The following is a 26,570-nucleotide window of genomic DNA, read 5'->3' on the forward strand; positions in this document are numbered from 1 at the left end:
CCCCGGAGTCCGTTCCCGTCAGGGAGCGGACTCCGGGGGCGCTTCCTGTGCTCGCTCGGAGGTCATTTCCTCCTCCAGGGCGCGGGCCCGTTCGGACAGTCGGCGCTTGCCCCCACGCGTCTCCGCGCCAGTGGACTCGGTGGCCCGGCGCTCGCCGCCGGTCGTCGCCTGCACGGGCACGCCGGCCAGCGGCGGGACGATCGGGCGTCCGCCCTTGCCACGGACGACCTTCCGAACCGGCTGTACGTTCCTGCGGGAACGGCTCTCCTGGGCGGTGACGAGGACGTCCGGCTCGGACTCCGGACCCGACTCCTTCTGGTGCTCGGGCTCGGGTTCGGGATCAGGAACGAGCGAGGGAGTGGCGGGCTCGGGCTTCAACTCGGTTCTCTGCTCGAACAGTTCACGCTCTCTGCGGACCCGGCCCTCGGCCTCGACGACGGCGGCAGGTGGTTCGAGGAGACGGGCGAAGGGCAGCGCGATGACCCGGGCGCCCTCCTGACTCACGTCCGTACGGCGCTGGGGGCGGCGGATTCCCCGCGCGTCACCCTGCCCCTGGGCGTAGGCGTCCGCCACGCGCCGCTCGTACTCCCGTCGTATACGCGGGAGTTCGTCCGACACGGCCTCGGCCCAGCCCGAGGTGAAGGCGGTCGTCTCGCGACGGTCCATCTCGCTCCGGGGAATCACGACGAGATCCTCGGGGGCGTACCCGTGGACGTGCACGAGCTCGGAAAGATACGCGAAGAGGTGGGGCAGATCGGGGTGGTTGGCAAGCCAGTCGACGACTTGCTCCCGCCGGCCCGCGCCCGGCTCCGTGTCCATGCGTCAGTACTGCCTTCCAGCCCCCTGGGGTCCCCGCGCGCCCCTCGCGCCCCTCGCCCCTCCAAGTGGTCAGGCCCGAGGAACGCGTCCTCCAGGTTACCCGGTCGAACAGAAGCTCTGATTCGGCCACCGGCCTGTTCGGGGAACCAGCCAAACGACACGCCGTCGAGCGTTTCCCGCTCGACAAACATCGAACAGATGTTCCACACTCTGTTCGCACAGAAGTTCGAACACGTGGTGCCCCCGCTCCTCAACTCCGCGGCGCCGCCACACACGCACGGGCAAGCAACCGGAAGGCAGGCGTCCATGACTCAGCAGGCCGAGGCATCGCGACCGCACATCCCGCTTCAGGACCGCCTCCGCCAGCTCCTCGACGGACCCACGGCTCTCGACAAGAGAGCGTTGCTCGGCAGCCTGTACGCCGAGTTCTCCCGCTGCGAGACCGTCGCGTACGCGGCGGGCTGGAACGACGCCCTCGCGACGTCGCGCCGCGGCATCCGCCGGGACGAGGACGCCTAGCCGCCTCCCGCTGCCCCAGACGAACGAGCCCCTGCCGGAACCGGCGGGGGCTTTTCGGCGCTTGGCCCTCACGGGCCGGAAGCGGAGCAATCCATGGCAGAAGTAACGAACGCCGAACTCCAAAGGCAGCTCACCGAGCTCCACGACAGCCTCATCAAGGGCACCGCCAAGGTCACGGTGACCTATGCCAAGGACCCGATGGACCAGCTGCCCGGGGCGAAGAATCCCGACGGGTCGAAGCTGGACGAGGAGAAGCTGGAGAAGCCACAGACCATCGAGGGGATCTCCAAGCTCAAGGAAGCCCTCATCGCCGAGGCGCCCAGGGTCGTCACGGACGCGATGCTGCCGTTCGACTTCGTCAAGCGGTTCGCGGACATGTACGAGGAGCTCCAGAAGGAGCCGGTGACGGAGTACCTCGAGGCCATGGGGCTTGACGGTTTCGCCGCCGCGGTCGAGAAGAACTACGAGGAGAACAAGGGCTGGAAGGCCTGGCTCTACTCGGCGATCGCCGGCCTGTTCATCCCCATGCTCGGCGCCGTGATCGCCATCATGTTCCTGACCAACTTCAAGACCTTCCAGCGCGGCCTGCAGAAGCTTCTCTTCAACGTCCTGCTCGGCTGGGTCCCCAAGCTCGGCCCCTATCTTCGCGACAAAATCATCGCGATGGAGCCCGACAGCCGGTTCCCCAAGCTCCAGCGTGCAGAGGACGTCAGGAACCGCGAGGGAGGGAACCTCGCGGGCGTGACCCTCACCAACCCGCCGGATCCGGCGACCTTCGACGCGCTCAAGCGGGCCCTCGGCGACATCAACCGCCGGATCATCAACTTCAACAAGGCCGTCGCCAAGATGAAGAGCAAGGCTCAGCTCGACAAGCTGGCCGCCGGCGTCGAGGCGGTCACCAAGGCGACCGACGCCGCGAAGCCGACGGACATCGAGACCCTCGCCACGGCCATCGGCAAGCTCGGCACGGCCCAGGACACGTTCGACCCGAAGAAGCTGCCCAAGGCCCGTGGCCTCGCGAGCGCCGCGACGGAGGCCGAGCGGCTCGCCAAGGCAGGGGACGCCGTGAAGAAGGCGTTCGACGAACTCAAGGCCGCGGCCTCGCAGGCCGAAGCGGTCATCGCCCGCAGCTGACCCCACCACACCTCGAAAGGAGGTTCTTCCATGTCTCTCGTCAGTTCCCTCAAGAAGGCGTCCGACTCCCTGCGCGCCATCAAGACGCAGGCCTCCGGCGCGGGCACCTCGGTCAAGAAGATCGGTGACGCCGGGAAGTCGGCGGCCGGTCAGCTCAAGACGCTCCGTACGAACGCCCAGGGCTCCACCACCCAGCTCAAGAACCTGAAGACCGCCTCGGAGCAGGCCGAGCGCGCCATGAAGAAGGCCGGCGACACCGCCCAGTCGGCCGGAGGAAAGCTCGGCCGGTACGAACAGGGCGCCGGCAAGGCCGCCAAGGGCCAGGACAAGCTCAACCGGTCGATGAAGGGCAACTTCCTGGTCCGCCTGCTCGAACTCTTCATGCCGCTCATCGAGACGATCGTCGAGATGGCGCTGCGCTCGAAGACCATGCAGACGGTCATGAAGAAGGCGTTCAGCGCCATCAAGAGCGTCATCAGCTCCGTCATGAAGGCCATCGGGCCGATCATGAAGAAGGCCGGCGACCTGATCAAGACGGTCTGGAACGGCATCAAGAAGGCCATCTCCACCGTCGTCAAGGCCGTCGCGACCGTCATCAAGACCTACGTGAAGATCTGGAAGACGGTCATCACCACGGTGATGAACGCGATCAAGTCGGTCGTCAGCGCGGTCTGGAAGGGCGTCAAGGCCGTCATCGTGCCGGTCGTCGACTGGATCAAGTCGGCGATCCCGAAGGCGTTCACCGCCGTCAAGGACAAGATGTCGTCCGTGTGGAACGGCCTCAAGGACATCGCGTCCCGGGCGTTCGACGGCATCAAGAGCGGCGTGAAGGGCCCGATCAACGCCGTCATCGGCCTGATCAACTCGATGATCAGCAGCCTCAACCGCGTGAAGGTCAGCGTCCCCGGCTGGGTCCCCGTCGTCGGCGGCAAGACCTTCGGCGTCAACATCCCGAACATCCCGATGCTCGCCACCGGTGGTGTCGTCATGCCCCGCACCGGCGGTGTCCCGGCGATCCTCGCCGAGGCCGGCGAGGCCGAGGCCGTCCTCCCGCTCTCCAAGCTGGACCGGCTGCTCGCCCAGACCGCGCGGCGCGCCCGCATGTCCCCGGGCAACCAGGGCGCGGCCGCCGGCCCCGGGCTGCACATCGAGCACTACCACGCCGCCCGGAACAGTGACCCGCACGCGACCGCCGACGCGCTCATGTACCTCGTGAAGGCGCGTGGAGCACGCGCATGAGTGCCGTGGCCATCGGCGGCCCCATGCCGAACCCCTTCCGGGGCGTCGCCCCGAGGATCACCGATCTGAGGCGGGGACTCGGCGACGCGGGCGGCTCGCTGCGGCGGTTCTCGGGCAACGTCCGGCAGGCGGCCGGCGGCATCGGCGGCCTCGCCACCGCCACCCGTAACGCCGGAACCACCCTGCGCACCCTCGGCCAGAACGCCTCCGGCGCCGCCACCGCCGTCACCAGGATCAAGCAGTCCACCGCGCCCCCCAGGATCAAGCGGATGGGCGACGCCGCCCGCAAGGCCCGTACCGCCGCCGGGAAGATCGGCACCGGCGCCGGCGTGATCCTCGGCATCCTTCTGCCGCTGCTGCCCATCACGGACGTCATCACCGGCCTGATGGGCACCTTCGGCACCGTCATGACCATCGCCTCCATCGCCATGACCGGCATCAACGTCGCCATGCGGGCCAACCCCATCGGCTTCGTCATCGGCCTGATCGTGCCCATCGCGGCGTACCTCATCGAACTGGCGCTCAACTCCGAGACCGGCCAGCGGATCATGAAGCAGGTGTTCCAGCAGGCGCTGAAGGGCTTCCAGGCGGTCTGGAAGTTCATCCAGCCGTTCATGAAGCTCCTCGGCGAGGCCGTGAGCACCTACTTCAAGGCGTACCTGACCGTCTTCAAGACCGGTCTCAAGGTCGTCGGATCGGCCATCGGCGGGGTCTCCAGGGTCGGTTCCGCCGTCCGTTCCGCCTGGAACGCGCTGAGCGGCATCGCCTCCCGCACCATCGGCGGCATCAAGAGCGCCGTACGGCCGGTCGTCGACTGGATCACCGACAAGATCCCCGGCTTCTTCCGGACCGCCAAGGATGCGGTGAGCAAGGCCCTGGGCGGCATCGGCGAACTGATCAAGGGCGCGCTGAGCGCCGTGGTCGGCGTCGTCAAGGGGCCGGTCAACGGCCTGATCGCCTTCGTCAACTGGATCATCGACGGACTCAACAAGCTGAGCTTCGAAATCCCGCTCACCGACAAGAAGTTCGGCGTCGAGCTCGACAAGATCCCGATGCTCGCCGAGGGCGGCATCGTCTCCCCCGGCAGCGCCGAGGACTACCGCATCGACTCGCTCTCCCAGCTGGAGAACCGTCGTGTCCCGGCCCTCACGGAGCCGCTCCCGCAGCCGCACCGCGTCCGGGACTTCCACGAGGAGCCCGGCGCCGGCCCCCGGTCGACCGCGGAGGACCTGCTCTTCCTCGCGACCGCCGCCCGCTGACGCCCACCGCCGACCCCATCCCAAGTGAGGTGACGGCCCCATGGCCGAGACCACGACCCCGTACGCCGCAAACTCCTACACCGCCGACCTCGCGCCCGGCTCGCTCATCACCCAGGACGGGCAGATGCAGTGGGCCGGGCTCCTCATCGGGCCCGGCACTCCGTTCAACGTCGACAAGTCCGGCCTGTCGGGCTGGGAGGACCTGCCCGAGTACGACTCCTCCGACGCCGACCGGCCGACCTCCCACGGTGCCTGGCCCGGCTCCCGCTTCGCCAAGCCGCGCAAGGTCGGCGGCACGATCGTGCTGATGCCGGAGTACGGCGGCACGGCCAGTGCCCTCCGCGCGCTGCGGCAGGCGCTGGCACTCCTCGACGAGGAGCGGTGGCTCACCGTGCGGCTGCACGGTGAGCTGCTCGCCGTCCGCGCCCGGATCGCGCAGCGCGTGGTCCCCGCCGACCAGGGCTTCGCCACCCAGGGCAGCTCGCGCATGTCGGTCCAGTGGCTGGCCTCCGACCCGCGCCGGTACTCCGTCAACGAGCAGGTGGCCACGACCACTCCCCCGCAGCCCGAGTCCGGTCTGAGCTGGGTGCCGGACGGTCTGAAGTGGCCGCTCGACTGGGGCAAGGCGAAGAGCACGGGTGACGCCGTCGCCGAGAACACCGGTTCGGCCCCCGCCCACCCGGTGATCGTCTTCCGCGGCCCCTGCTCCATGCCGACCGTCACCGAGCGGATCACCCGGCGCCGCCTGCGGTACGCGATCGACCTGGCCGCCGGCGACGAGCTCACCGTCGACACGCGCGCGGGCACGGTCATGCTCAACAACTCGGCCTCCCGCCTGCACACCGCGATGGCCGACTCCACCCCGGAGGAGCTGTTCGTGCTGGAGCCCGGCCGCACCGACCTGTCGTTCCGGCCCGAAGAGGGCACCGAGCAGTCACAGATGACGGTGCGCTGGCGCAGCGCCGAATGGTGACCGCCGCCTCCGTGTGAACCCCGAAGGCGCCCGCCGTGCGGTGCCCACGCCACCGCGTGGGCACCGCACGGCCCCGAGCCGTGCCTCCACCCCGACCGCCCCGACCCTTTCGGAGAGGTGACCCCATGACCGTACGTGCCGCTTGGCTCCAGCCCACCGGCCAGACCCGCGAGGACACCCGTCTGACCCTCGCCGCCCTGCTCACCCCCAGCGGCCAGAGCGCCGAGGAGACCCCGCTGCGCTCGCGGTCGGGCATCGTGCCCGGCGGCTTCGTCCTGACCGGCACCACCCCCATGCAGTGCGCCGTCGGCACCGGCCGCGCGATCATCCAGGGCAGGGACACCGCCCAGGGCGCCTACCTCGTCGCGGTCACCGCCCCGGAGAGCTTCACGCTCGGGGACGGCGACCCGCAGTACGACCGGATCGACCTGATCGAGCTGGCCGTCGTGGACGCCGGCTACGACCAGGGCGGCGCCACCGAGGCCGTGGTCCGCCTGGTCAAGGGCGAGCCGAGCGCCACCCCGGTCGCCCCCGCGAGCGGCAACGGCAGCACGATCCCGCTCTACACGGTGCGCGTGCCGAAGGGCACCTCGGCCGGCACCGGCGGCGTGCCGTGGGCCACCGCGGTCACCACCCAGCACTGGGGGGTCGTCGCCCTCGGCGGCATCCTGCCCGCGAGCGGCTTCAAGGGCGCCTACGTCGGCCAGTACCGGGACGTGTCCGGGCTGCTCCAGCGCTGGGACGGCACGACCTGGGTCTCGTACCCGAAGCCCATCGGCGGCATCGCGCCGCACGGCACGGTGACGACCGGCTCCTACACCGGCCAGTTCCGCGACAACGCCGGAGTCCTCCAGCGCTGGGACGGCACGGCCTGGCAGTACGCCGAGGGCAAGGCGACGATCCTGTTCAGCGCCTCGCAGACGGCACACCAGACCGTCCCGCAGAACGAGTGGACCCCGATCACCCTCCAGACCGTCGACATCGACGACTTCAACGGCTGGAACGGGACCAACACCTTCACCGTGCCGCGCACCGGCTGGTGGCGCGTCTCCGGCCACGTCGCCTGGACCAGCGACTCCTTCACCGGCATGCGCGGCGCCCGGGTCGTCGTCGGAGGTGTCGGCGTCCCCCGGATGACCTGGCTCATACCCGCGGGCGGCGGCCCCGTCGTCGTCGGCGGCCAGGGGCTCATCAAGCTCACCGCCGGCAACACGGTCCAGATCGCCGGGTACCAGACGTACAACGCCCCGATCAGGACCCTCGGCGCCGGCGGCTACGCCTGCAACCTCTCGGCCGAGTGGATCAGGTCCTGACCGCACCGGATCGTCCCCCCGTCCCGCCCCTCCCCCGCTCCCTCCTCGACTCCTCGAACGGAGAAACCCCATGAACCTGCGCAGCAGCTGGGTCGCCGAGATCGGCCAGACCCGCGAGGACACCCGGCTCACCCAGGTCGGCGTCACCACCATGACCAACCCCGTCCAGGTCCGCTCCGGCATCCTGCCCGGCTCGTACGAAGGCCTGCACCGGATGGCCGGCTTCTGGACCTTCGGCTCCGCCGCCATGTCCGCCACCGTCTCCGAGGGCCGGGCCGTCATCCAGGGCGAGATCTCCCAGGGCGCCTACCCGGTGACGATGCCGACCTCCACGGTCGTCACCCTCGCGCCGGGCAACGCCCAGTACAACCGCATCGACCTGATCGTCCTGCGGATCTACGACGGCCTCTACGACTCCTCGACGACCAACTCCGCGAAGGTCGAGGTCATCCAGGGCGCCGCGGAGCAGAACCCGAAGGTCCCGCTCGTCCCGGCGCGCTGCCTCCCGCTGTACGAGGTGCTGGTCCCGGCCGGCGCCAGCGCGGGCAACGGCGGCATCCCCTGGAACACCGCGCTCAAGGACCTGCGCACCCCGGTCGTCTCCCTCGGCGGCATCCTCCCCGTCGAGGGACCGGTCCTGCCGGGTGCCTACCCGGGCCAGTACCAGGACGCGGGCGGCGCGCTCCAGCGCTGGGACGGCGGCGCCTGGGTGTCGTACCCGCAGGCGCTCGGCGGCATCCTCCCGTCCTCCGCCTCCGCCACTCCGGCGAGCTACATCGGCCAGTACCGCGACTCGACGAACGGCAAGCTCCAGCGCTGGGACGGTTCCGCGTGGGTCCCGGTCGTGCAGGGCCCGTACCTCGTCGACAACACCGACTACGGCGACACCACGTCGACCACCTGGACCTCGACGCTCCTGGGGCGCGCCACGAACCCGCTCACGCTCAGCTTCGTCGCCCCGCCCTCGCGGACCATCGCCGTCAGCTTCGGCGCCCGCATGAAGTCGAACAGCGCCGACCACTACGCGTTCATGGCGCTCAAGCTCACCAGGGACACCACGGTCGTCGGCGACCTCGACGACGAGTACGCGACGATCGCGGCCAGCCCGCACCTCGTCTCGGCGTCGACCACGCGCCGCTTCACGGGCCTGCTCGCGGGCCAGACGTACACGTTCACGGCCTTCTTCCGGATCATCGCCAACACCACCAACCTCAAGGCCGGCTTCGACAACACGTTCATCAAGGTCGACCCGCTGCCGTAGCCCCGGATCCACCCACCCGACAGGAGAACACCATGGCACTGCGCAGCGGCTGGCTCGCGCCGACCGGACAGACCCGTGTCACCACCCGCCTCACCGCCCACGGAGCCACCACCCCGGTCAACCCGCTCGCCTCGCGCTCCGGGGTCCTGCCCGGCACGGTCGACGGCAAGTACCGGGTCGGCGGACTCTGGATGAGCTCCAGCGGCCCGATGACCGCGACCGTCTACGCCGGGCGGGCCGTCGTCCAGGGCACCAACGCCCAGGGCGCGTACCCCGTCACCCTCGACGCGGACACCGTCCTCACCTTCGGGGACGGCGACCCGCTCCACCCGCGCATCGACCTCGTCGTCCTGCGCGTGTACGACGACGAGTTCGACAGCCTCACCCGGAGCGAGGCCGCCCTGGAAGTGATCAAGGGCCAGCCGAAGGCGCAGCCGGAACCCCCGGCCGCGCCCGCGGCCTCCCTCGTCCTCTTCTCGGTCAAGGTGAAGGCCGGGGCCTCGGCCGGCACCGGCGGCATCGACTGGGTGGGCGGGGCGATGACCGACCTGCGCACCACGGTCGTCGGCGTGGGCGGCATCCTGCCCGTCTACAACAACGCCGGTGTCCCCGGCTCCTACCCGGGCCAGTACCAGGACAACGACAACGCCCACTACCTCCAGCGCTGGGACGGCAACGGCTGGGTCGCCTACCCGAAGGAGATCGGCGGCGTCGCCCCCCACGGGGCGCTCTCGGTCGGCAGCTACCCGGGCCAGTTCCGCGAGAACAACGGCACCCTCCAGCGCTGGAACGGCAGCTCGTGGGCCAACTACCAGCCGCCGGTCGAGGTGGAGACCACCACGAGCGGCGCGACGCCGCTGGCCGGCTGGACGGTCGTGGCCTTCGCCGGCCGGCGCACCCGGGGCATCGCGAACGTCCTGATCACCGTCACCCGCAACGGCGCCGACATCGTGTCCAGCAACACCGGCCACATCATGGACGAACCGCTGTGCACCCTGCCCGCCGGATGGCGCCCCGCCATCGACTTCGAGGCCTCCGCCTGCGACGGCATCGGCAACGGCGGCGCCAACGTCTGGACCAACGGACAGGTCAACCTCCGCACCTGGTCCTCCAACGGTCTCCTCACCGCCGGCCGGCACGTGCGCATCTCCGCGACCTACGTCCTGTAAGGGGGCTGTCCCATGGCACTCGACACGCCCTACCGGGCCATCTTCTGCGACCTGACCTCCGACCAGACCCTGGACATCCTGCCGCTGCGGGACGTCTCCTTCGACGACTACATCGGCCGGGCCGGCTCCCTGTCCGGCACCGTCCCGATCCCCAACCGCGCCATCGCCGACCGGGTCCGCAAGATCCGGCCGGGCCGCACGACGGTCTACCTGGAGCGCGGCGGAGACCTGTGGTGGGGCGGCATCGTCTGGACCACCAACCTCCAGGGCAGCGACCGGGGCGTCCTGACCCTGAGCGTCCAGGCCGCCACCTTCGACTCGTACGCGACCCGGCGCCGCATCCGTACGGACGACTTCAAGACCCTGTTCACCCAGCCGACCGACCAGTTCGACATCGCCCGCCACCTGTGGTCGAAGCTCTCGGTCGGCCTGCGCGCCAGCAGCATCGACCCCGGTGACTGGGAGGAGAAGTCCGGGGTCCTGCGGACGGCCTCGTGGCGGCACGGCGACGAGACCGTCTACCAGGAGGCGCTCGACCAGCTCGGCGCCCAGGTCGACGGCTTCGAGTACCAGATCCTGGTCTACCGCGACCCGGGCGACGGCAAGCGGATGCGCCAGCTGCGGCTCGGGTCGCCCAAGATCCGTACCGGCGCCACCGACATGATCTTCGACCGGCCGGGCGCGATCCTCTCGTACACCTTCTCGGACGACGCCACACGCGGTGGCACCGAGGCCCTGGCCCGCGGCGCCTCCACGAACAGCAACGCCGCCGCCGAGTCCCGGCCCACCCTGTCCGAGCTCATGAAGCCGGACAAGCTCGACGGCGACTGGCCCCCGCTCGACCTCTCGTCGGACCACAACGACATCAGCGACAAGGCCACGCTGAACTCGCTGGCCAAGGCCGCCGTCGAGGAGGCGTCGGGATCGGCCCAGATCCCCGAGATCAGCATCCGGCTCGGGGGGATCGTGCCCCCGGCGCTCCTGGGCCGCACCGCCCGCATCCGCATCACCGACGAATGGCACCCGACGGGCCTCGACGCCCGCTTCCGCATCGTCGGCGTCAAGGTGCGGCCGGCCGAGCGAGGCCGCCCCGACACCGCCGAACTCGCCCTTGAGGAGGCCTGATGGCACTGCTGCCCGAGGACATCATCGACCGGCTGATCCAGATGGAACGCCGGATCCAGGCCCTGTCCACGGCCGTGAACACCCGCCCGCCGCTGACCGAGATCGTCAACGGCTCGCTGACCATGAAGCGGCAGTCCGACCCCGAGGACCCGAACACGGCCGTCACGGTCGCCCAGATCAACACCAGCGGCCCCGGGGGCACCAAGCCGGTGCTGCGGATCAGCGACGCCTACGGCCACGAGATCCTCTCGGACGACATCCTGACCGGCGGTCTCGCCCGCCCCTGGCTGCCGATGCTGCCTCCGCAGGACATCGTGAACCTCGGGAACTGGGCGTCCACCACCTCGACCGCCTGGACCACGATCGCCACGTCCGTCAACCCGATCTGGCAGCCCCACATGCGGCTCAAGGCCCTCACCAGGGTCTCCAGCGGTGCGGCCGGCCAGGTGCGGGTGATGGTCAACGGCGTCCAGTTCGGTTCGACCATCGCCGCCGGCTCCACCTTCGACCACAGCGGCCCGGTCACCAACGACATGCAGACCAACTTCGGCAGGGACCTGACGGTCGACATCCAGGCCATCATCACCACCGCCGGCACCGTCTACGCGCAGCCGGTCCTGATGCACGGCAAGCAGACCTGACCCACCCCACCACCCTGGACAGGAGTCACCCATGACCCCCGACCCGACCCACCCCTGGGGCCTGGCCATCGACTACGCGGGCCGCGGCACCGTCACCGAGGACGGCCACACGGTCGCCGTCCGGCTCTACGACAACACCTTCGGCGGCCCTCTGGAACTCGACCCGATCACGGGCGAGTACCCGGCCGTCTACGTCAGCGCCCAGGTCAACGAGAACGGCCAGAGCGGCGCCTCGCTGCGCGGCTACGGCACGGTCGTGGTCAACCCGACCAACCGCAACCCGGTCGTGCCCGACCCGACCGCCGTACAGAGCGCCGTCGCCGCGGCGCTCGCCGACTTCGAGACGCGCCGGGCGTCGTACTCCGCCCTCTGCGCCGTCTGGGACCCGGCCACCCGGCCGCCCGAGCCGGAACCGCAGCCGGAACCGCAGCCGGAGCCCGCCCCGTAGCGACCGCCCCGGTCACCCCGCCCCACCCGTACGCAAGCCCGCCCGAGTGCGGGCCTTCTTCATGTCCGGAGGAACACCAGATGGCCACTCCCCTCTCCGCGGACCGGCTGCTCGCCGCGCTCCGCGCCGAAGGCGTCCATGTCGTCGAACACCCCGGCTGGCGCACCCACAACCGCAATCACACCGGTGCCTGGGGCCCCGTCACCGGCGTGATGATCCACCACACCGTCTCCACCGGCACCGCCTCCTCCGTCGAGCTCTGCTTCAACGGCTACGAGGGCCTGCCCGGACCGCTGTGCCACGGCGTCATCGCCAAGGACGGCTCCGTCCACCTCGTCGCCAACGGCCGCGCGAACCACGCCGGCGGCGGCGACCCGTCCGTCCTCCAGGCCGTCGCCACCGAGACCTACGGCGACCGGCCGCCCGCCCCGCGCGAACACCAGGGCAGCTCCAACGCCGTCGACGGCAACTCCCGCTTCTACGGCTTCGAGTGCATCAACCTCGGCAACGGCACCGACCCCTGGCCCGCCGCCCAGCTCGACGCGATCGAGCGGGTCTCCGCCGCGCTCTGCCGCGCCCACGGCTGGGGCGCCCGCTCCGTCATCGGCCACCTGGAGTGGTCCGACTGGAAGAGCGACCCCAAGGGCTTCGGGATGCCGACGATGCGCGACCGCGTCCAGGCCCGCCTCGGCAAGGCCCCGGCCAAGACGCCCGCCCCGGGCAACCCGGCGAGCGGCAAGCCCGCACCGCCCCGCCTCCAGCCCTTCCCGGGCACCTCGTTCTTCCGCAAGGAGACGAGCTCCCCGATCATCACCGCGATGGGCCGCCGCCTCGTCGCCGAGGGCTGTTCCGCGTACGGAGTCGGCCCCGGCCCCCGCTGGAGCGAGGCCGACCGGCGCAGCTACGCCAAGTGGCAGCACAAGCTCGGCTTCCGCGGCTCCGACGCCGACGGCATCCCCGGCGCCGCCTCCTGGAACGCGCTGAAGGTCCCGTACACCAAGTAGCCCGTACGGCACGTGGCCCGTACGGCACGTAGCCGTACGGCACGTAGCCCGTACACGTCCACGGAACACCCCGTACGAGAGGAGACCCCGATGTCCGATGCCGCCAAGCGCACGGCCCGCACCGTCCTCCAGTCCGCCGTCGGCATCGCCGTCGTGCTCCCCGCGATCGTCGACGCCTCCGGCGTCCCCGAGACCCTCCCCTGGGTCGCGGGGGCGCTCGCCGTCGCCGGCGGGCTGGCCCGGGTGATGGCCCTCGACCTGGTGCAGAACCTGCTGCCGTCCTGGCTGCGCAGCTCCCCGGGCGGTGCCGATGACCGAGCCTGACCCGAACGACCCGGTGGCCGTCGCCCTCGAACTGGAACGGCTCCGCGGCACCCTGGAGGCCGGCTTCGCCCGCGTCGACGGCTCGCTCGCCCTGCTCGTGCAGCGCAGCGACCAGACCGACAAGCAGCTGGCCGACCACGAGGCCCGGCTCGACGCCCTGGAGCGGGCCCGCTGGCCGCTGGCCAGCATCGCCGCCCTCACCGCGAGCGCCGGCGTGCTCGTCGCGGTCTGGGAGATGGCCGGCCGCTGACGCGGCCGGGTACGCCGAAGGGCGGCCACCCCCCACGGGGTGACCGCCCTTCGGTTCGCACTACTTACTGGTTGTACGGACCGTAGTCGTAGTCCTCCAGCGGAACGGCCTGGCCGGAGCCCGAGCCGAACGGCGAGTAGTCGATGTCGTCGTAGCCGACGGCCGAGTACATCGCGGCCTTGGCCTCTTCGGTCGGCTCGACCCGGATGTTGCGGTAGCGGGCGAGGCCCGTACCGGCCGGGATGAGCTTACCGATGATGACGTTCTCCTTGAGGCCGACCAGGGAGTCCGACTTGGCGTTGATCGCCGCGTCGGTCAGAACCCGGGTCGTCTCCTGGAAGGACGCCGCCGACAGCCACGACTCGGTGGCGAGCGAGGCCTTGGTGATACCCATCAGCTGCGGACGGCCGGAGGCGGGGTGACCGCCCTCGGTGACCACACGACGGTTCTCGGTCTCGAACTTCGAGCGCTCGACGAGCTCGCCCGGCAGCAGCTCCGCGTCGCCGGACTCGATGATCGTCACGCGGCGCAGCATCTGCCGGATGATGATCTCGATGTGCTTGTCGTGGATCGACACGCCCTGCGAGTTGTAGACCTTCTGGACCTCGGCGACCAGGTGGACCTGGACCGCACGCTGACCGAGGATGCGCAGCACGTCGTGCGGGTTGGTGGCACCCACGGTGAGCTTCTGGCCCACCTCGACGTGGTCGCCCTCGCCCACGAGCAGACGGGCACGCTTCGAGATCGGGAACGCCGTCTCGTCGGTGCCGTCGTCCGGGGTGACGACGATCTTCTTGGTCTTCTCGGTCTCCTCGATACGGATGCGGCCGGCCGCCTCCGAGATCGGGGCGACACCCTTGGGCTGACGAGCCTCGAAGAGCTCGACGACACGGGGCAGACCCTGGGTGATGTCGTCACCGGCCACACCACCGGTGTGGAAGGTACGCATCGTCAGCTGGGTACCGGGCTCACCGATGGACTGGGCGGCGATGATGCCGACCGCCTCACCGATGTCGACCAGCTTGCCGGTGGCGAGCGAACGGCCGTAGCAGAACGCACAGGTACCGACGGCGGACTCACAGGTCAGGACCGAACGGGTCTTGACCTCCTCGACGCCCGCGTTGACGAGGGCGTCGATGAGCACGTCACCCAGGTCGACGTTGGCCGGCGCGATGACCTTGCCGTCGACGACGACGTCCTCGGCGAGCATCCGCGCGTACACGGAGGTCTCGACGTCGTCCGTCTTCCGCAGGACACCGGCCTCGTCCTTGGCCGCGATCCGCAGCTTCAGACCGCGCTCGGTGCCACAGTCCTCCTCGCGGATGATGACGTCCTGCGAGACGTCCACCAGACGACGGGTCAGGTAACCCGAGTCGGCGGTACGCAGGGCGGTGTCGGCGAGACCCTTACGGGCACCGTGCGTGGAGATGAAGTACTCGAGGACGGTGAGGCCCTCGCGGAACGACGCCTTGATGGGACGCGGGATCGTCTCGTTCTTGGCGTTCGACACCAGACCACGCATACCGGCGATCTGACGCATCTGCATCATGTTTCCTCGGGCACCCGAGTCAACCATCATGAAGATGGGGTTCGTCTTGGGGAAGTTCGCGTTCATCGCCTCGGCAACCTCGTTGGTCGCCTTGGTCCAGATCGCGATGAGCTCCTGCGTGCGCTCTTCCTTGGTGATCAGGCCGCGCTCGTACTGCTTCTGGACCTTCTCGTCCTGCGCCTCGTAGCCCTTGACGATCTCCTTCTTCGCCTCGGGAACGACGACGTCGGAGATGGCCACGGTGACGCCGGAACGGGTCGCCCAGTAGAAGCCCGCCGCCTTCAGGTTGTCGAGCGTCGCCGCCACGATGACCTTGGGGTAGCGCTCGGCGAGGTCGTTGACGATCTCGGAGAGCTGCTTCTTGCCGACGGAGTAGTCGACGAACGGGTAGTCCTCGGGCAGCAGCTCGTTGAAGAGCGCGCGGCCCAGGGTCGTCCGCAGACGGAAGGTGTCACCCTGCTGCCACTCCGGCTCGCCCTCCTCGGCGACCGGGGGAACCCAGCCGCGGGGAGCGACGGTGCCGACGGGGAAGCGGATGTCGATCTCCGACTGGAGAGCGAGCTCGCCGGCGTCGAACGCCATGATCGCCTCGGCCGTGGAGCCGAACGCGCGGCCCTCGCCCTTGGTGTCACGGAGTTCACCGTCGGTGGTCAGGAAGAACAGACCGAGGACCATGTCCTGGGTCGGCATCGTGACCGGACGGCCGTCGGCGGGCTTCAGGATGTTGTTCGAGGACAGCATCAGGATGCGGGCCTCGGCCTGCGCCTCCGCGGAGAGCGGCAGGTGCACGGCCATCTGGTCACCGTCGAAGTCCGCGTTGAACGCGGTGCAGACGAGCGGGTGGATCTGGATGGCCTTGCCCTCGACCAGCTGGGGCTCGAAGGCCTGGATGCCGAGGCGGTGCAGCGTGGGCGCACGGTTCAGCAGAACCGGGTGCTCGGCGATGACCTCTTCGAGGACGTCGTACACGACCGTGCGGCCGCGCTCGACCATCCGCTTGGCGCTCTTGATGTTCTGGGCGTGGTTCAGGTCGACCAGGCGCTTCATCACGAACGGCTTGAAGAGCTCCAGCGCCATGGCCTTCGGGAGACCGCACTGGTGCAGCTTCAGCTGCGGACCGACGACGATGACGGAACGCGCGGAGTAGTCCACACGCTTGCCGAGCAGGTTCTGACGGAAACGACCCTGCTTACCCTTCAGCATGTCGCTGAGGGACTTCAGCGGACGGTTGCCGGGGCCCGTCACCGGGCGACCACGACGGCCGTTGTCGAAGAGGGCGTCGACCGCCTCCTGGAGCATCCGCTTCTCGTTGTTCACGATGATCTCGGGGGCACCGAGGTCGAGCAGACGCTTCAGACGGTTGTTGCGGTTGATCACACGGCGGTACAGGTCGTTCAGGTCGGAGGTCGCGAAGCGGCCACCGTCCAGCTGCACCATCGGACGCAGGTCCGGCGGGATGACCGGGACGCAGTCGAGAACCATGCCCTTGGGGCTGTTCGCGGTCTGCAGGAACGCGGAGACGACCTTGAGGCGCTTGAGCGCACGGGTCTTCTTCTGGCCCTTGCCGGTACGGATGATCTCGCGGAGGCGCTCGGCCTCCTCCTCCAGGTCGAAGGACTCCAGGCGCTTCTGCAGCGCCGCGGCACCCATCGAGCCGTCGAAGTACGTGCCGAAGCGGTCACGCAGCTCGCGGTAGAGGAGCTCGTCGCCCTCCAGGTCCTGGACCTTGAGGTTCTTGAAGCGCGACCAGACCTCGTCCAGACGGTCGATCTCGCGCTGCGCACGGTCGCGCAGCTGCTTCATCTCGCGCTCGGCACCCTCGCGCACCTTGCGGCGCACGTCGGCCTTGGCACCCTCGGCCTCGAGCTCGGCCAGGTCGTTCTCGAGCTTCTTGGCGCGGGCCTCCAGGTCGGAGTCGCGACGGTTCTCGATCTGCTGACGCTCGACGGAGACGTGCGCCTCCAGGGAGGGCAGGTCACGCGTACGACGCTCGTCGTCGACGAACGTGATCATGTACGCCGCGAAGTAGATGACCTTCTCGAGGTCCTTCGGGGCGAGGTCGAGCAGGTATCCGAGGCGCGACGGGACGCCCTTGAAGTACCAGATGTGGGTGACGGGGGCGGCGAGCTCGATGTGGCCCATCCGCTCACGGCGCACCTTGGCACGGGTGACCTCGACGCCACACCGCTCACAGATGATGCCCTTGAAGCGGACACGCTTGTACTTGCCGCAGTAGCACTCCCAGTCCCGGGTCGGACCGAAGATCTTCTCGCAGAAGAGTCCGTCCTTCTCGGGCTTGAGCGTGCGGTAGTTGATGGTCTCCGGCTTCTTGACCTCGCCGTGGCTCCACTGACGGATGTCGTCAGCGGTAGCCAGACCGATCCGGAGCTCGTCGAAGAAGTTGACGTCGAGCACTATGCGTCAATCCCTCTCAGGGTTGTAAGTCTTGGGGTCTGGAACGGGGGTCCTGGGGCCGGCCGGGGGACCATCACTGGTCCCCCTGCCGGAACTCCCGTCAGACCTCTTCGACGCTGCTCGGCTCGCGCCGGGACAGGTCGATGCCGAGCTCCTCCGCTGCGCGGAAGACGTCCTCGTCGGTGTCGCGCATCTCGATGGACATGCCGTCCGAGGAGAGCACCTCCACGTTGAGGCACAGGGACTGCATCTCCTTGATGAGCACCTTGAAGGACTCGGGGATGCCGGGCTCAGGGATGTTCTCGCCCTTGACGATGGCCTCGTAGACCTTCACGCGGCCGGTCACGTCGTCGGACTTGATCGTCAGCAGCTCCTGGAGGGCGTACGCGGCGCCGTATGCCTCCAGCGCCCACACCTCCATCTCACCGAAGCGCTGGCCACCGAACTGGGCCTTACCACCCAGCGGCTGCTGGGTGATCATCGAGTACGGGCCGGTCGAACGCGCGTGCAGCTTGTCGTCGACCAGGTGGTGGAGCTTGAGGATGTACATGTACCCGACGGAGATCGGGTCCGGGAACGGCTCGCCGGAGCGGCCGTCGAACAGCCTCGCCTTACCGGTCGGGAGCACCATGCGCTCGCCGTCGCGGTTCGGGATGGTGTGGTTGAGCAGACCCGCGAGCTCGTCCTCACGCGCACCGTCGAAGACCGGGGTGGCGACGTTGGTGCCGGGGGCGACCTGGTCGGCGCCGATCGCCTGGAGGCGCTGCGCCCACTCGTCCGCGAGACCGGAGACGTCCCAGCCGCGGCTGGCGAGCCAGCCGAGGTGGATCTCCAGGACCTGTCCCGGGTTCATTCGGGACGGGACACCCAGCGGGTTGAGGATGATGTCGACCGGGGTGCCGTCCTCGAGGAACGGCATGTCCTCGATCGGAAGGATCTTGGAGATGACACCCTTGTTGCCGTGACGGCCGGCGAGCTTGTCACCGTCGGTGATCTTGCGCTTCTGGGCGACGTAGACGCGGACCAGCTGGTTCACGCCCGGGGGAAGCTCGTCGCCCTCCTCGCGGTCGAAGACGCGGACGCCGATGATCTTGCCGATCTCGCCGTGCGGGACCTTCAGCGAGGTGTCACGGACCTCACGGGCCTTCTCACCGAAGATCGCGCGGAGCAGGCGCTCCTCCGGGGTCAGCTCGGTCTCACCCTTGGGCGTGACCTTGCCGACGAGGATGTCGCCGGCGACGACCTCGGCACCGATACGGATGATGCCGCGCTCGTCGAGGTCGGCGAGGACCTCCTCGGAGACGTTCGGGATGTCCCGGGTGATCTCCTCCGGGCCGAGCTTGGTGTCACGGGCGTCGACCTCGTGCTCCTCGATGTGGATCGAGGAGAGGACGTCGTCCTGCACGAGGCGCTGCGACAGGATGATCGCGTCCTCGTAGTTGTGACCCTCCCACGGCATGAACGCCACGAGCAGGTTCTTGCCGAGCGCCATCTCGCCGTCTTCGGTGGCGGGACCGTCGGCGAGGACCTGGCCCTCGATGACGCGGTCGCCCTCGTCCACGACGACCTTCTGGTTCACAGAGGTGCCCTGGTTGGAGCGGGAGAACTTGTGCAGGCGGTACGTGATGTACGTGCCGTCGTCGTTGGCGACCGTGATGTAGTCGGCCGACAGCTCCTGGACGACACCGTCCTTCTCGGCCTTGAGCACGTCGCCGGCGTCGGTGGCGCAGCGGTACTCCATGCCGGTGCCGACGAGCGGGGCCTCCGACTTAATCAGCGGCACCGCCTGACGCATCATGTTCGCGCCCATGAGGGCACGGTTGGCGTCGTCGTGCTCGAGGAACGGGATCATGGCGGTCGCGACCGACACCATCTGGCGCGGCGAGACGTCCATGTAGTCCACGTCCGACGGCTCGACGTAGTCGACCTCGCCGCCACGCTTACGCACCAGGACGCGGTTCTCGGTGAAGCGCAGGTCGTCGTCGAGCGCGGCGTTGGCCTGCGCGATGACGAAGCGGTCCTCCTCGTCGGCGGTGACGTAGTCGACCTCGTCGGTCACGGCGCCGTCGACGACCTTGCGGTACGGCGTCTCGATGAAGCCGAACGCGTTGACGCGGCCGTACGAGGCGAGCGAACCGATCAGACCGATGTTCGGGCCTTCGGGGGTCTCGATCGGGCACATGCGTCCGTAGTGGGACGGGTGCACGTCTCGGACCTCGAAGCCGGCCCGCTCACGGGACAGACCACCAGGACCCAGCGCCGAGAGACGACGCTTGTGCGTCAGACCCGACAGCGGGTTGTTCTGGTCCATGAACTGCGACAGCTGCGACGTTCCGAAGAACTCCTTGATCGACGCCACGACCGGGCGGATGTTGATCAGGGTCTGCGGGGTGATCGCCTCGACGTCCTGCGTGGTCATACGCTCGCGGACGACGCGCTCCATACGAGCCAGACCCGTGCGGACCTGGTTCTGGATGAGCTCGCCGACGTTGCGCAGACGACGGTTGCCGAAGTGGTCGATGTCGTCGGTCTCGACGACGATCTCGTTGCCGTTCTCGCCGATCGTCTCGGTCTCGCCCGCGTGGAGCTTGACCAGGTACTTGATCGTGGCGATGACGTCGTCGGTGGTGAGCACGCCGGCGTCCAGCGGCTCGTCGGCGCCGAGCTTCTTGTTCACCTTGTAGCGGCCGACCTTCGCGAGGTCGTAGCGCTTCGGGTTGAAGTAGAGGTTCTCGAGCAGCGTCTGAGCGGCCTCACGGGTCGGCGGCTCGCCCGGGCGCAGCTTGCGGTAGATGTCGAGCAGCGCGTCGTCCTGGCCCTGGGTGTGGTCCTTCTCCAGGGTGGCGCGCATGGACTCGTACTCGCCGAACTCCTGCAGGATCTGCTCGGTGGTCCAGCCGAGAGCCTTGAGGAGGACGGTGACGGACTGCTTGCGCTTGCGGTCGATGCGGACACCGACCAGGTCGCGCTTGTCGATCTCCATCTCCAGCCAGGCACCCCGGGACGGGATGATCTTGGCGGAGAAGATGTCCTTGTCGGACGTCTTGTCGATCGAGGAGTCGAAGTAGACACCCGGCGAGCGGACGAGCTGCGACACGACGACACGCTCGGTGCCGTTGATGACGAAGGTGCCCTTGTTGGTCATGAGCGGGAAGTCGCCCATGAAGACCGTCTGGGACTTGATCTCGCCGGTCTCGTTGTTGGTGAACTCGGCGGTGACGAAGAGCGGGGCGCCGTACGTGAAGTCACGGTCCTTGCACTCGTCGATCGAGTTCTTCGGCGGCTCGAAGCGGTGGTCGCGGAAGGTCAGCGACATCGACCCGGAGAAGTCCTCGATCGGGGAGATCTCCTCGAAGATCTCCTCCAGACCGGACTTCGTGGGGACGTCCTGGCCCGACTCAAGGGCAGCCTCGACGCGAGCCTTCCAGGCGGCGTTGCCGAGCAGCCAGTCAAAGCTCTCGGTCTGCAGCGCGAGGAGGTTCGGAACCTCGAGGGGCTCCTTGATCTTTGCAAAAGAGATGCGCAGCGGGGCGGTGCTTGCGCCGTTGTTCGTATTGGTCGAGGCGTTGCGCGAGGCGGCCAAGAGGGGGTCCTTCCGAGGGCTCGGACTCACTACGCGCGTACCGGTCCCCAGCAACGCTTCACGGCAGACGTTTCCTGAGATGACCAAAAGGCCAGGTCAGACGGGGTCGGTCCGAGTAGCGGATGCGAAGGTATGCCCCTGGTGACGGGCAGGGGGCAGCTAACAGGCAGCGCAAAGGGTCAGTGTAGCCACTTGGCTCACTGATGTCCAGGGCGAATAATTCGCGACCCTCGTTGCTCTCAACTCCGCGGTACCTCGCGCCGGGCGGCGCACCTCGATACTGCCCGTTCAGCCGTCGATCCATGCCTCGGATACGGATCGTTGTGACGACGCGTCCTGAGAATTGCGCGCTGCGTGCGGTTCGTCAAGGCCCCCCGGTGTGCGGGGCGCACGGCGAAGATCACCATACTCCGCTCCGGACAGCCGTCGGGCCCCCGCCACGCCCTTCCCCGGGGACGCCGAAAGGCGACCACCCACAAGGGTGATCGCCTTTCGGTGCTCCCGCGTTACACGGGGGCAGGAGTCAGCTCAGCGAGCCGAAACGGTCTTACTTGACCGTGACGGAGGCGCCGGCGGCCTTGAGGGACTCGGCGGCCTTCTCGGCAACGTCCTTCGCGACCTTCTCGAGGACGGCCTTCGGGGTGCCGTCGACGAGGTCCTTGGCCTCCTTGAGGCCCAGGGAGGTGAGCTCACGCACGACCTTGATGACCTGGATCTTCTTGTCGCCGGCACCCTCGAGGATGACGTCGAACTCGTCCTGCTCCTCGGCGGCGGCGGCGTCGCCACCACCAACACCGGCCGGGGCGGCAACGGCGACGGCCGCGGCGGCGGTGACGTCGAACTTCTCCTCGAAGGCCTTCACGAACTCGGAGAGCTCGATGAGGGTCATCTCCTCGAACTGGGCGAGGAGGTCGTCCTGAGAGAGCTTCGCCATGATGGGCGATCCTTCCACTAATTCGGCAAGTGCCGATGTGTCTATAGAGGCGGGCGTAACGGCCCGCTACGACCCGCGCACTAGGCGGCGCGGATCAATGCGCGAGCCGAATTACTCGGCACCGCCCTGCTCGGCGCGCTTGGCGCGAAGAGCCTCCGCAGTGCGGACGAACTTCGACGGCAGAGCCTGGAAGAGCGAGGCAGCCTGAGACTGCTTGCCCTTGAAGGCGCCGGCCAGCTTGCTGAGCAGAACCTCGCGGGACTCGAGGTCCGCAAGCTTCTTGATGTCGTCGGCGGAGAGAGCCTTACCGTCAAGGACACCGGCCTTGATGATGAGGTTCGGGTTCTCCTTGGCGAAGTCACGCAGGGCCTTCGCCGACTCCACCGGGTCACCGGTGACGAAGGCGACCGCGGTCGGACCAGCGAAGTGCTCGTCCAGTGCGGTGATCCCGGCCTCGTTGGCCGCAATCTTGGTCAGCGTGTTCTTCACCACGGCGTACTGGGCGTTCTCACCGAGCGAACGACGCAGCGTCTTGAGCTGCGCAACGGTGAGACCCCGGTACTCGGTCAGCACGGCGGCGTTGGAGCTCTGGAACGCGTCCTTGAGCTCGGCCACCGATGCAGCCTTGTTGGGCGTCGGCATAGTGCTTCGGCCTCCTTCCGGGTGATGAGGACCGCTCAGAAGGTGGCTGAACAAAACAAAACGCCCCGGGCGCAGGCGCACGGGGCTCAGCTCGACCGGAATGAATTCCGGGAACCTTCCACAGTCACCTGCGCGGGTCGTCCGTTGTCAGCGGATCCTTCGGCCACCGCACCCGGTAAGGGCACAGCAACGACCAGCGGTCTTTGGCTTCTGTGGAAGCTTACGCGACGGTTTCCGGTCCGGGCAAATCAGCCCTGGGCGCCACCCTTGCCGAGGGCGTCACTCAGCTCCTTGAGCATCTGGAACAGGTCCACGGTGTCCTCGGCCGGCGGCGTCTTGACCGTCGCCTCGGTGCCGTAGTCGCTGTAGTCGGCCCGCATCTTCATCGAGCCCTCGCCCATGGTCATGGCGACGTTCATGCGCGCCGGGTAGCCCGCCTCGTTGACCCAGACCTCGGTGTCGTAGCCCTTCATGCCCAGCTTCTTCATGTTGGCGACGAGGGCGTCGTGGTCCTTCTTGGAGAGGACCTTGGCCGACTCGTTGGAGGCGAGCATCTGCTCGACGGTGAGCGTGCCCTTGTAGTGCTGGGTCTCCATGCCGTTGACCTTCTCGGCCCCGACGTGCTTCAGGTTCGGGGAGTCGAGGAGCAGGGCGAGCTGCTGGGCCGGGTCCTGGTTCAGGCCCTCCAGGCCGCCGGTCATCTGCTTCTGGAGCGCCTTGTCGCCGGAGGCCTCCGCGGCCGCCTTCATGTCCAGCTTCATCCAGCGCTTGCCGTCCATCTCGGCGGCCTGCTTCGCGTCCATCTCCACGTACATGACGTTGTCGGCCATGACCATGCGGATCTTCTCGGGGGCCTCGGGGTCGCCCGCGGCGAGCATGGAGCCCTTCGCGGTGATGTCCATCACCGCGGGGTTCCAGCCCTGGACCCCGGTCATCTCGGCGGTCCCCGACTCCGCGCCGACGCCGCTCATGCTCATCGTCATCGTGACCTTGGCGGACTTGGCCTCCGCGGTCTTCTCGTACGCGGCCTGGATGACCTTCGTGACGTCCCCGCGGCTCTGCGCCTTGGCGCCCGTCTTCGCGTCCCCGTCGTCCTGACAGCCCGCGACACCCACCACGACGGCCGTGGCCGTCAGAGCGACGCCCGCGCGCTTCCATGCGGACATGTTCATGGTGTTCCCCACCCCTTTGGCACTTCTTTGCGGTCCTTCGAACCGTAACAAAGAACAGGCCCCCGCCTCTCCGAGGAGAGGCGGGGGCCTGTCGACCACTCAGTGAACCGGTGAGGTTCAGACCGCGGCCGGGTCCTCCTCGACGAGGAGGTTACGGGTGCGGTTCGAGTCCAGCGGGATGCCGGGGCCCATCGTCGTCGTCAGGGTCGCCTTCTTGATGTAGCGGCCCTTGGCGGCGGACGGCTTCAGACGAAGGATCTCGTCCAGGGCCGCGGCGTAGTTCTCGACCAGCTTCGTCTCGTCGAAGGAGACCTTGCCGATGATGAAGTGGAGGTTCGAGTGCTTGTCGACGCGGAACTCGATCTTGCCGCCCTTGATGTCGTTGACAGCCTTCGCGACATCGGGGGTGACGGTGCCGACCTTGGGGTTCGGCATGAGACCACGCGGGCCGAGGACGCGGCCGAGGCGGCCGACCTTGCCCATGAGGTCCGGGGTGGCCACAACGGCGTCGAACTCGTTCAGGCGGTTGCCCTTGGAGATCTCGTCGATGAGCTCGTCGGAGCCGACGATGTCGGCGCCCGCGGCGATCGCGGCCTCGGCACGGTCACCGGTCGCGAAGACCAGGACCCGGGCGGTCTTGCCGGTGCCGTGCGGAAGGTTCACGGTGCCACGGACCATCTGGTCGGCCTTGCGCGGGTCGACGCCCAGGCGGAAGGCGACCTCGACGGTGCCGTCGAACTTCGTGGTGGCGGTGTCCTTGGCGAGACGGACGGCCTCGAGGGGCGCGTAGTTCCGCTCGCGGTCGACCTTGGCGTCCGCGGTGCGGAGAGCCTTGCTGCGCTTCACTGCTTCTCCTGTTGGTTCAGGTATGGAGTCGTGGTGCGGGCCGCGCCGGCCCTACCACTGAGGTCACGAGGGGGGTGATCAGCCCTCGACCGTGATGCCCATGGAGCGGGCGGTGCCAGCGATGATCTTGGACGCGGCGTCCAGGTCGTTGGCGTTCAGGTCGGGGAGCTTGACCGTGGCGATCTCGCGGACCTGGGCGGCCGTGAGCTTGGCGACCTTGGTCTTGTGCGGCTCGCCGGAGCCCTTGTCCACACCAGCGGCCTTGAGGATCAGCTTGGCGGCCGGCGGAGTCTTCGTGATGAAGGTGAAGGTGCGGTCCTCGTAGACCGTGATCTCCACCGGCACGACCATGCCACGCTGCGACTCGGTCGCGGCGTTGTAGGCCTTGCAGAACTCCATGATGTTGACGCCGTGCTGACCCAGCGCGGGGCCGACCGGCGGGGCCGGGTTGGCCGCGCCGGCGTTGATCTGGAGCTTGATAAGCCCCGTGACCTTCTTCTTCTTGGGAGGCATTGCTCTCTCCGGGTCCTAGTGAGAGTGTTCAGCCCGCCTTCCGGTCATCCGGATGCAGGCATACCGCACAACGATAACGGGTATAGACGCGCGGCTAAAAACCGAGCAGGTCAGAGCGGCTTCGAGAGCCACTCTGACCTGGTCGGAAGACGGTGAGATCAGTTCTTCTGGATCTGGTCGAAGCTCAGCTCGACCGGGGTCTCGCGACCGAAGATCTCGACGAGGCCCTTGACCTTCTTCGAGTCCGGGTTGATCTCGTTGATCGTGGCCTGGAGGGTCGCGAAGGGACCGTCCGTGACCGTGACCGAGTCGCCGACCTCGAAGTCCAGAACCTGGACCTCCAGCTTGCGGGCGGGAGCCGGCTTGCCCTCGGCCTCGGCGGCCTCACGGGCGGCCTTCTCCTCGGCCTCCGGGGCGAGCATCTTGACGATCTCGTCCAGGGTCAGCGGGTACGGGTCGTAGGCGTTGCCCACGAAGCCGGTGACGCCGGGGGTGTTGCGGACGACGCCCCAGGACTCGTTCGTCAGGTCCATGCGGACGAGAACGTAGCCGGGAAGCTTGTTCTGCTTGACGTTCTTCCGCTCGCCGCCCTTGATCTGGACGATCTCTTCCTCGGGGACCTCGGCCTGGTAGATGAAGTCCTCGACGTTGAGCGAGACGGCGCGCTGCTCGAGGTTGGCCTTCACGCGCTTCTCGTAGCCCGCGTAGGTGTGGATGACGTACCACTCGCCGGGGAGGGTGCGGAGCTCCTCGCGAAGCGCGGCGACCGGGTCGACCGGGGCGGCCGGCTCGGCCTCCTCCTCGGTCTCGTCCGCGGCGTCCTCGACCTCTTCGGACTCCTCGGCGTCGGACTCGTCCGACTCCTCTTCCTCGGCGTCCTCGTCGGACTCCTCGGCGTCGAGCTCGTCCTCGTCGGCCTCGTCCTCGTCGGCCTCGGCGTGGAGAGCGGCTTCCTCGGCGGCCTCGCCCGCAGCGTCGTCAGCAGCGTCGGCCTGGTCCTCGTCGGCGGCCTCGACGATGTCCAGCTCGTCCTCGACGGACTCGGACTCGAAGGCGTCGTTCAGGTTCGCGTCAGACACGGTGGCTGCTTCTTCCTGCGATACAGATGGGGTGGAACAAAAAGTCAGCCGAAGACGTACTTGACTGCTTCCTGGAAGCCATAGTCAATCACGGTGACAAGGCCGATCATGATGACGACGAAGATAATCACCACAGTGGTGTACGACGTCAGCTGGCTGCGAGTGGGCCAGACGACCTTGCGGAGCTCCGCGACGATCTGGCGGTAGAAGAGCGCGAGACGGCCCAGAGGGCCCTTCTTTCCGCGCTTGCCGCCCTTGCGAGTCTTCTTCTTCGACTCGGAGGCCTCGTCATCGGCATCAGGCATGTCGATGGAGCCTACGGCGTCCGTCACGATCTCTCACCTGATTCCGGGTCGGCC

General features: G+C 68.4%; 24 protein-coding genes. 14 read left to right on the forward strand and 10 right to left on the reverse strand.

The genetic code is table 11. The annotated features are described in order from the left end of the window. Window positions 1–18: 18 nt before the first annotated feature. Window positions 19–819, reverse strand: coding sequence for a hypothetical protein (locus ACF08F_RS11585; protein WP_392298303.1), 801 nt, complete (start codon window positions 817–819; stop codon window positions 19–21). A 306-nt stretch (window positions 820–1,125) separates the two neighbouring features. Here ACF08F_RS11585 and ACF08F_RS11590 point away from each other — a divergent pair, with 306 nt between their 5' ends. The 14 genes from ACF08F_RS11590 (at window position 1,126) to ACF08F_RS11655 (ending at window position 13,478) form a co-directional block, all read left to right on the forward strand. Next, window positions 1,126–1,338 carry a hypothetical protein gene (locus ACF08F_RS11590; protein ID WP_392298304.1) on the forward strand — a complete coding sequence of 71 codons (213 nt, stop codon included), beginning with the start codon at window positions 1,126–1,128 and terminating at the stop codon, window positions 1,336–1,338. 93 nt (window positions 1,339–1,431) lie between these two features. Then, window positions 1,432–2,472, forward strand: a complete 1,041-nt coding sequence (locus ACF08F_RS11595; protein WP_392298305.1) for a hypothetical protein — start codon at window positions 1,432–1,434, stop codon at window positions 2,470–2,472. Between the two features lie 30 nt (window positions 2,473–2,502). Then, complete coding sequence (locus tag ACF08F_RS11600) at window positions 2,503–3,711, forward strand: phage tail protein (RefSeq protein WP_392298306.1); 1,209 nt, start codon at window positions 2,503–2,505, stop codon at window positions 3,709–3,711. Continuing rightward, complete coding sequence (locus ACF08F_RS11605) at window positions 3,708–4,970, forward strand: tape-measure protein (protein WP_392298307.1); 1,263 nt, start codon at window positions 3,708–3,710, stop codon at window positions 4,968–4,970. The genes ACF08F_RS11600 and ACF08F_RS11605 overlap by 4 nt, the downstream gene beginning before the upstream one ends. A gap of 40 nt (window positions 4,971–5,010) precedes the next feature. After that, window positions 5,011–5,943, forward strand: coding sequence for a phage distal tail protein (locus ACF08F_RS11610; RefSeq protein WP_392298308.1), 933 nt, complete (start codon window positions 5,011–5,013; stop codon window positions 5,941–5,943). 125 nt (window positions 5,944–6,068) lie between these two features. Next, window positions 6,069–7,256, forward strand: a complete 1,188-nt coding sequence (locus ACF08F_RS11615; RefSeq protein WP_392298309.1) for a hypothetical protein — start codon at window positions 6,069–6,071, stop codon at window positions 7,254–7,256. Window positions 7,257–7,326: 70 nt separating this feature from the next. Beyond that, complete coding sequence (locus ACF08F_RS11620) at window positions 7,327–8,517, forward strand: hypothetical protein (protein ID WP_392298310.1); 1,191 nt, start codon at window positions 7,327–7,329, stop codon at window positions 8,515–8,517. Between the two features lie 32 nt (window positions 8,518–8,549). Beyond that, entirely contained in the window at window positions 8,550–9,686 is a 1,137-nt protein-coding gene (locus tag ACF08F_RS11625; RefSeq protein ID WP_392298311.1) for a hypothetical protein, read from the forward strand. A 12-nt stretch (window positions 9,687–9,698) separates the two neighbouring features. After that, window positions 9,699–10,811, forward strand: a complete 1,113-nt coding sequence (locus tag ACF08F_RS11630) for a hypothetical protein (protein ID WP_392298312.1) — start codon at window positions 9,699–9,701, stop codon at window positions 10,809–10,811. Further along, on the forward strand, window positions 10,811–11,452 hold the full coding sequence (locus ACF08F_RS11635) for a hypothetical protein (RefSeq protein WP_392298313.1): 642 nt from the start codon (window positions 10,811–10,813) through the stop codon (window positions 11,450–11,452). Before ACF08F_RS11630 ends, ACF08F_RS11635 begins: the two co-directional genes overlap by 1 nt. 31 nt (window positions 11,453–11,483) lie before the next feature. After that, window positions 11,484–11,900: an ATP-binding protein gene (locus ACF08F_RS11640; RefSeq protein WP_392298314.1), complete on the forward strand. Its 417-nt coding sequence runs from the start codon at window positions 11,484–11,486 to the stop codon at window positions 11,898–11,900. A gap of 80 nt (window positions 11,901–11,980) precedes the next feature. Then, the gene (locus tag ACF08F_RS11645; protein ID WP_392298315.1) at window positions 11,981–12,904 is read left to right on the forward strand and encodes a peptidoglycan-binding protein; all 924 of its coding nucleotides are present in this window, start codon (window positions 11,981–11,983) and stop codon (window positions 12,902–12,904) included. A gap of 90 nt (window positions 12,905–12,994) precedes the next feature. Beyond that, entirely contained in the window at window positions 12,995–13,228 is a 234-nt protein-coding gene (locus tag ACF08F_RS11650; protein WP_392298316.1) for a hypothetical protein, read from the forward strand. Beyond that, window positions 13,215–13,478, forward strand: coding sequence for a hypothetical protein (locus ACF08F_RS11655; RefSeq protein WP_392298317.1), 264 nt, complete (start codon window positions 13,215–13,217; stop codon window positions 13,476–13,478). Before ACF08F_RS11650 ends, ACF08F_RS11655 begins: the two co-directional genes overlap by 14 nt. 64 nt (window positions 13,479–13,542) lie before the next feature. Here the strand turns inward: ACF08F_RS11655 and ACF08F_RS11660 are convergent, their stop codons facing one another. From ACF08F_RS11660 to secE, 9 genes are all read right to left on the reverse strand, one after another. Further along, entirely contained in the window at window positions 13,543–17,442 is a 3,900-nt protein-coding gene (locus tag ACF08F_RS11660; RefSeq protein WP_392298318.1) for a DNA-directed RNA polymerase subunit beta', read from the reverse strand. A 100-nt stretch (window positions 17,443–17,542) separates the two neighbouring features. Further along, the gene (gene rpoB / locus ACF08F_RS11665) at window positions 17,543–21,025 is read right to left on the reverse strand and encodes a DNA-directed RNA polymerase subunit beta (protein ID WP_392298319.1); all 3,483 of its coding nucleotides are present in this window, start codon (window positions 21,023–21,025) and stop codon (window positions 17,543–17,545) included. A gap of 547 nt (window positions 21,026–21,572) precedes the next feature. Then, window positions 21,573–21,959: a 50S ribosomal protein L7/L12 gene (gene rplL / locus ACF08F_RS11670; RefSeq protein ID WP_392298320.1), complete on the reverse strand. Its 387-nt coding sequence runs from the start codon at window positions 21,957–21,959 to the stop codon at window positions 21,573–21,575. Between the two features lie 111 nt (window positions 21,960–22,070). After that, window positions 22,071–22,601, reverse strand: a complete 531-nt coding sequence (rplJ, locus tag ACF08F_RS11675) for a 50S ribosomal protein L10 (protein ID WP_392298321.1) — start codon at window positions 22,599–22,601, stop codon at window positions 22,071–22,073. Between the two features lie 248 nt (window positions 22,602–22,849). Continuing rightward, on the reverse strand, window positions 22,850–23,773 hold the full coding sequence (locus ACF08F_RS11680) for a hypothetical protein (RefSeq protein ID WP_392298322.1): 924 nt from the start codon (window positions 23,771–23,773) through the stop codon (window positions 22,850–22,852). 117 nt (window positions 23,774–23,890) lie between these two features. Beyond that, on the reverse strand, window positions 23,891–24,619 hold the full coding sequence (gene rplA / locus ACF08F_RS11685) for a 50S ribosomal protein L1 (protein ID WP_150267065.1): 729 nt from the start codon (window positions 24,617–24,619) through the stop codon (window positions 23,891–23,893). A gap of 78 nt (window positions 24,620–24,697) precedes the next feature. Then, window positions 24,698–25,132, reverse strand: a complete 435-nt coding sequence (gene rplK, locus ACF08F_RS11690; RefSeq protein WP_015035536.1) for a 50S ribosomal protein L11 — start codon at window positions 25,130–25,132, stop codon at window positions 24,698–24,700. A 158-nt stretch (window positions 25,133–25,290) separates the two neighbouring features. Further along, window positions 25,291–26,211, reverse strand: coding sequence for a transcription termination/antitermination protein NusG (gene nusG, locus ACF08F_RS11695; protein WP_392298323.1), 921 nt, complete (start codon window positions 26,209–26,211; stop codon window positions 25,291–25,293). Between the two features lie 44 nt (window positions 26,212–26,255). Then, a complete protein-coding gene (gene secE / locus ACF08F_RS11700; protein WP_141295768.1) occupies window positions 26,256–26,543 on the reverse strand; it encodes a preprotein translocase subunit SecE in 288 nt (95 codons plus the stop codon). Window positions 26,544–26,570 lie beyond the last annotated feature (27 nt).

Source organism: Streptomyces sp. NPDC015130 (assembly GCF_043080005.1).
Classification (GTDB): Bacteria; Actinomycetota; Actinomycetes; order Streptomycetales; family Streptomycetaceae; genus Streptomyces.

Coding starts and splice junctions, on each gene's coding strand:
- ACF08F_RS11585 (WP_392298303.1), bottom strand. CDS start 819: ATGGACACGGAGCCGGGCGCGGGCCGGCGGGAGCAAGTCGTCGACTGG.
- ACF08F_RS11590 (WP_392298304.1), top strand. CDS start 1,126: ATGACTCAGCAGGCCGAGGCATCGCGACCGCACATCCCGCTTCAGGAC.
- ACF08F_RS11595 (WP_392298305.1), top strand. CDS start 1,432: ATGGCAGAAGTAACGAACGCCGAACTCCAAAGGCAGCTCACCGAGCTC.
- ACF08F_RS11600 (WP_392298306.1), top strand. CDS start 2,503: ATGTCTCTCGTCAGTTCCCTCAAGAAGGCGTCCGACTCCCTGCGCGCC.
- ACF08F_RS11605 (WP_392298307.1), top strand. CDS start 3,708: ATGAGTGCCGTGGCCATCGGCGGCCCCATGCCGAACCCCTTCCGGGGC.
- ACF08F_RS11610 (WP_392298308.1), top strand. CDS start 5,011: ATGGCCGAGACCACGACCCCGTACGCCGCAAACTCCTACACCGCCGAC.
- ACF08F_RS11615 (WP_392298309.1), top strand. CDS start 6,069: ATGACCGTACGTGCCGCTTGGCTCCAGCCCACCGGCCAGACCCGCGAG.
- ACF08F_RS11620 (WP_392298310.1), top strand. CDS start 7,327: ATGAACCTGCGCAGCAGCTGGGTCGCCGAGATCGGCCAGACCCGCGAG.
- ACF08F_RS11625 (WP_392298311.1), top strand. CDS start 8,550: ATGGCACTGCGCAGCGGCTGGCTCGCGCCGACCGGACAGACCCGTGTC.
- ACF08F_RS11630 (WP_392298312.1), top strand. CDS start 9,699: ATGGCACTCGACACGCCCTACCGGGCCATCTTCTGCGACCTGACCTCC.
- ACF08F_RS11635 (WP_392298313.1), top strand. CDS start 10,811: ATGGCACTGCTGCCCGAGGACATCATCGACCGGCTGATCCAGATGGAA.
- ACF08F_RS11640 (WP_392298314.1), top strand. CDS start 11,484: ATGACCCCCGACCCGACCCACCCCTGGGGCCTGGCCATCGACTACGCG.
- ACF08F_RS11645 (WP_392298315.1), top strand. CDS start 11,981: ATGGCCACTCCCCTCTCCGCGGACCGGCTGCTCGCCGCGCTCCGCGCC.
- ACF08F_RS11650 (WP_392298316.1), top strand. CDS start 12,995: ATGTCCGATGCCGCCAAGCGCACGGCCCGCACCGTCCTCCAGTCCGCC.
- ACF08F_RS11655 (WP_392298317.1), top strand. CDS start 13,215: ATGACCGAGCCTGACCCGAACGACCCGGTGGCCGTCGCCCTCGAACTG.
- rplL (WP_392298320.1), bottom strand. CDS start 21,959: ATGGCGAAGCTCTCTCAGGACGACCTCCTCGCCCAGTTCGAGGAGATG.
- rplJ (WP_392298321.1), bottom strand. CDS start 22,601: ATGCCGACGCCCAACAAGGCTGCATCGGTGGCCGAGCTCAAGGACGCG.
- ACF08F_RS11680 (WP_392298322.1), bottom strand. CDS start 23,773: ATGAACATGTCCGCATGGAAGCGCGCGGGCGTCGCTCTGACGGCCACG.
- rplK (WP_015035536.1), bottom strand. CDS start 25,132: ATGCCTCCCAAGAAGAAGAAGGTCACGGGGCTTATCAAGCTCCAGATC.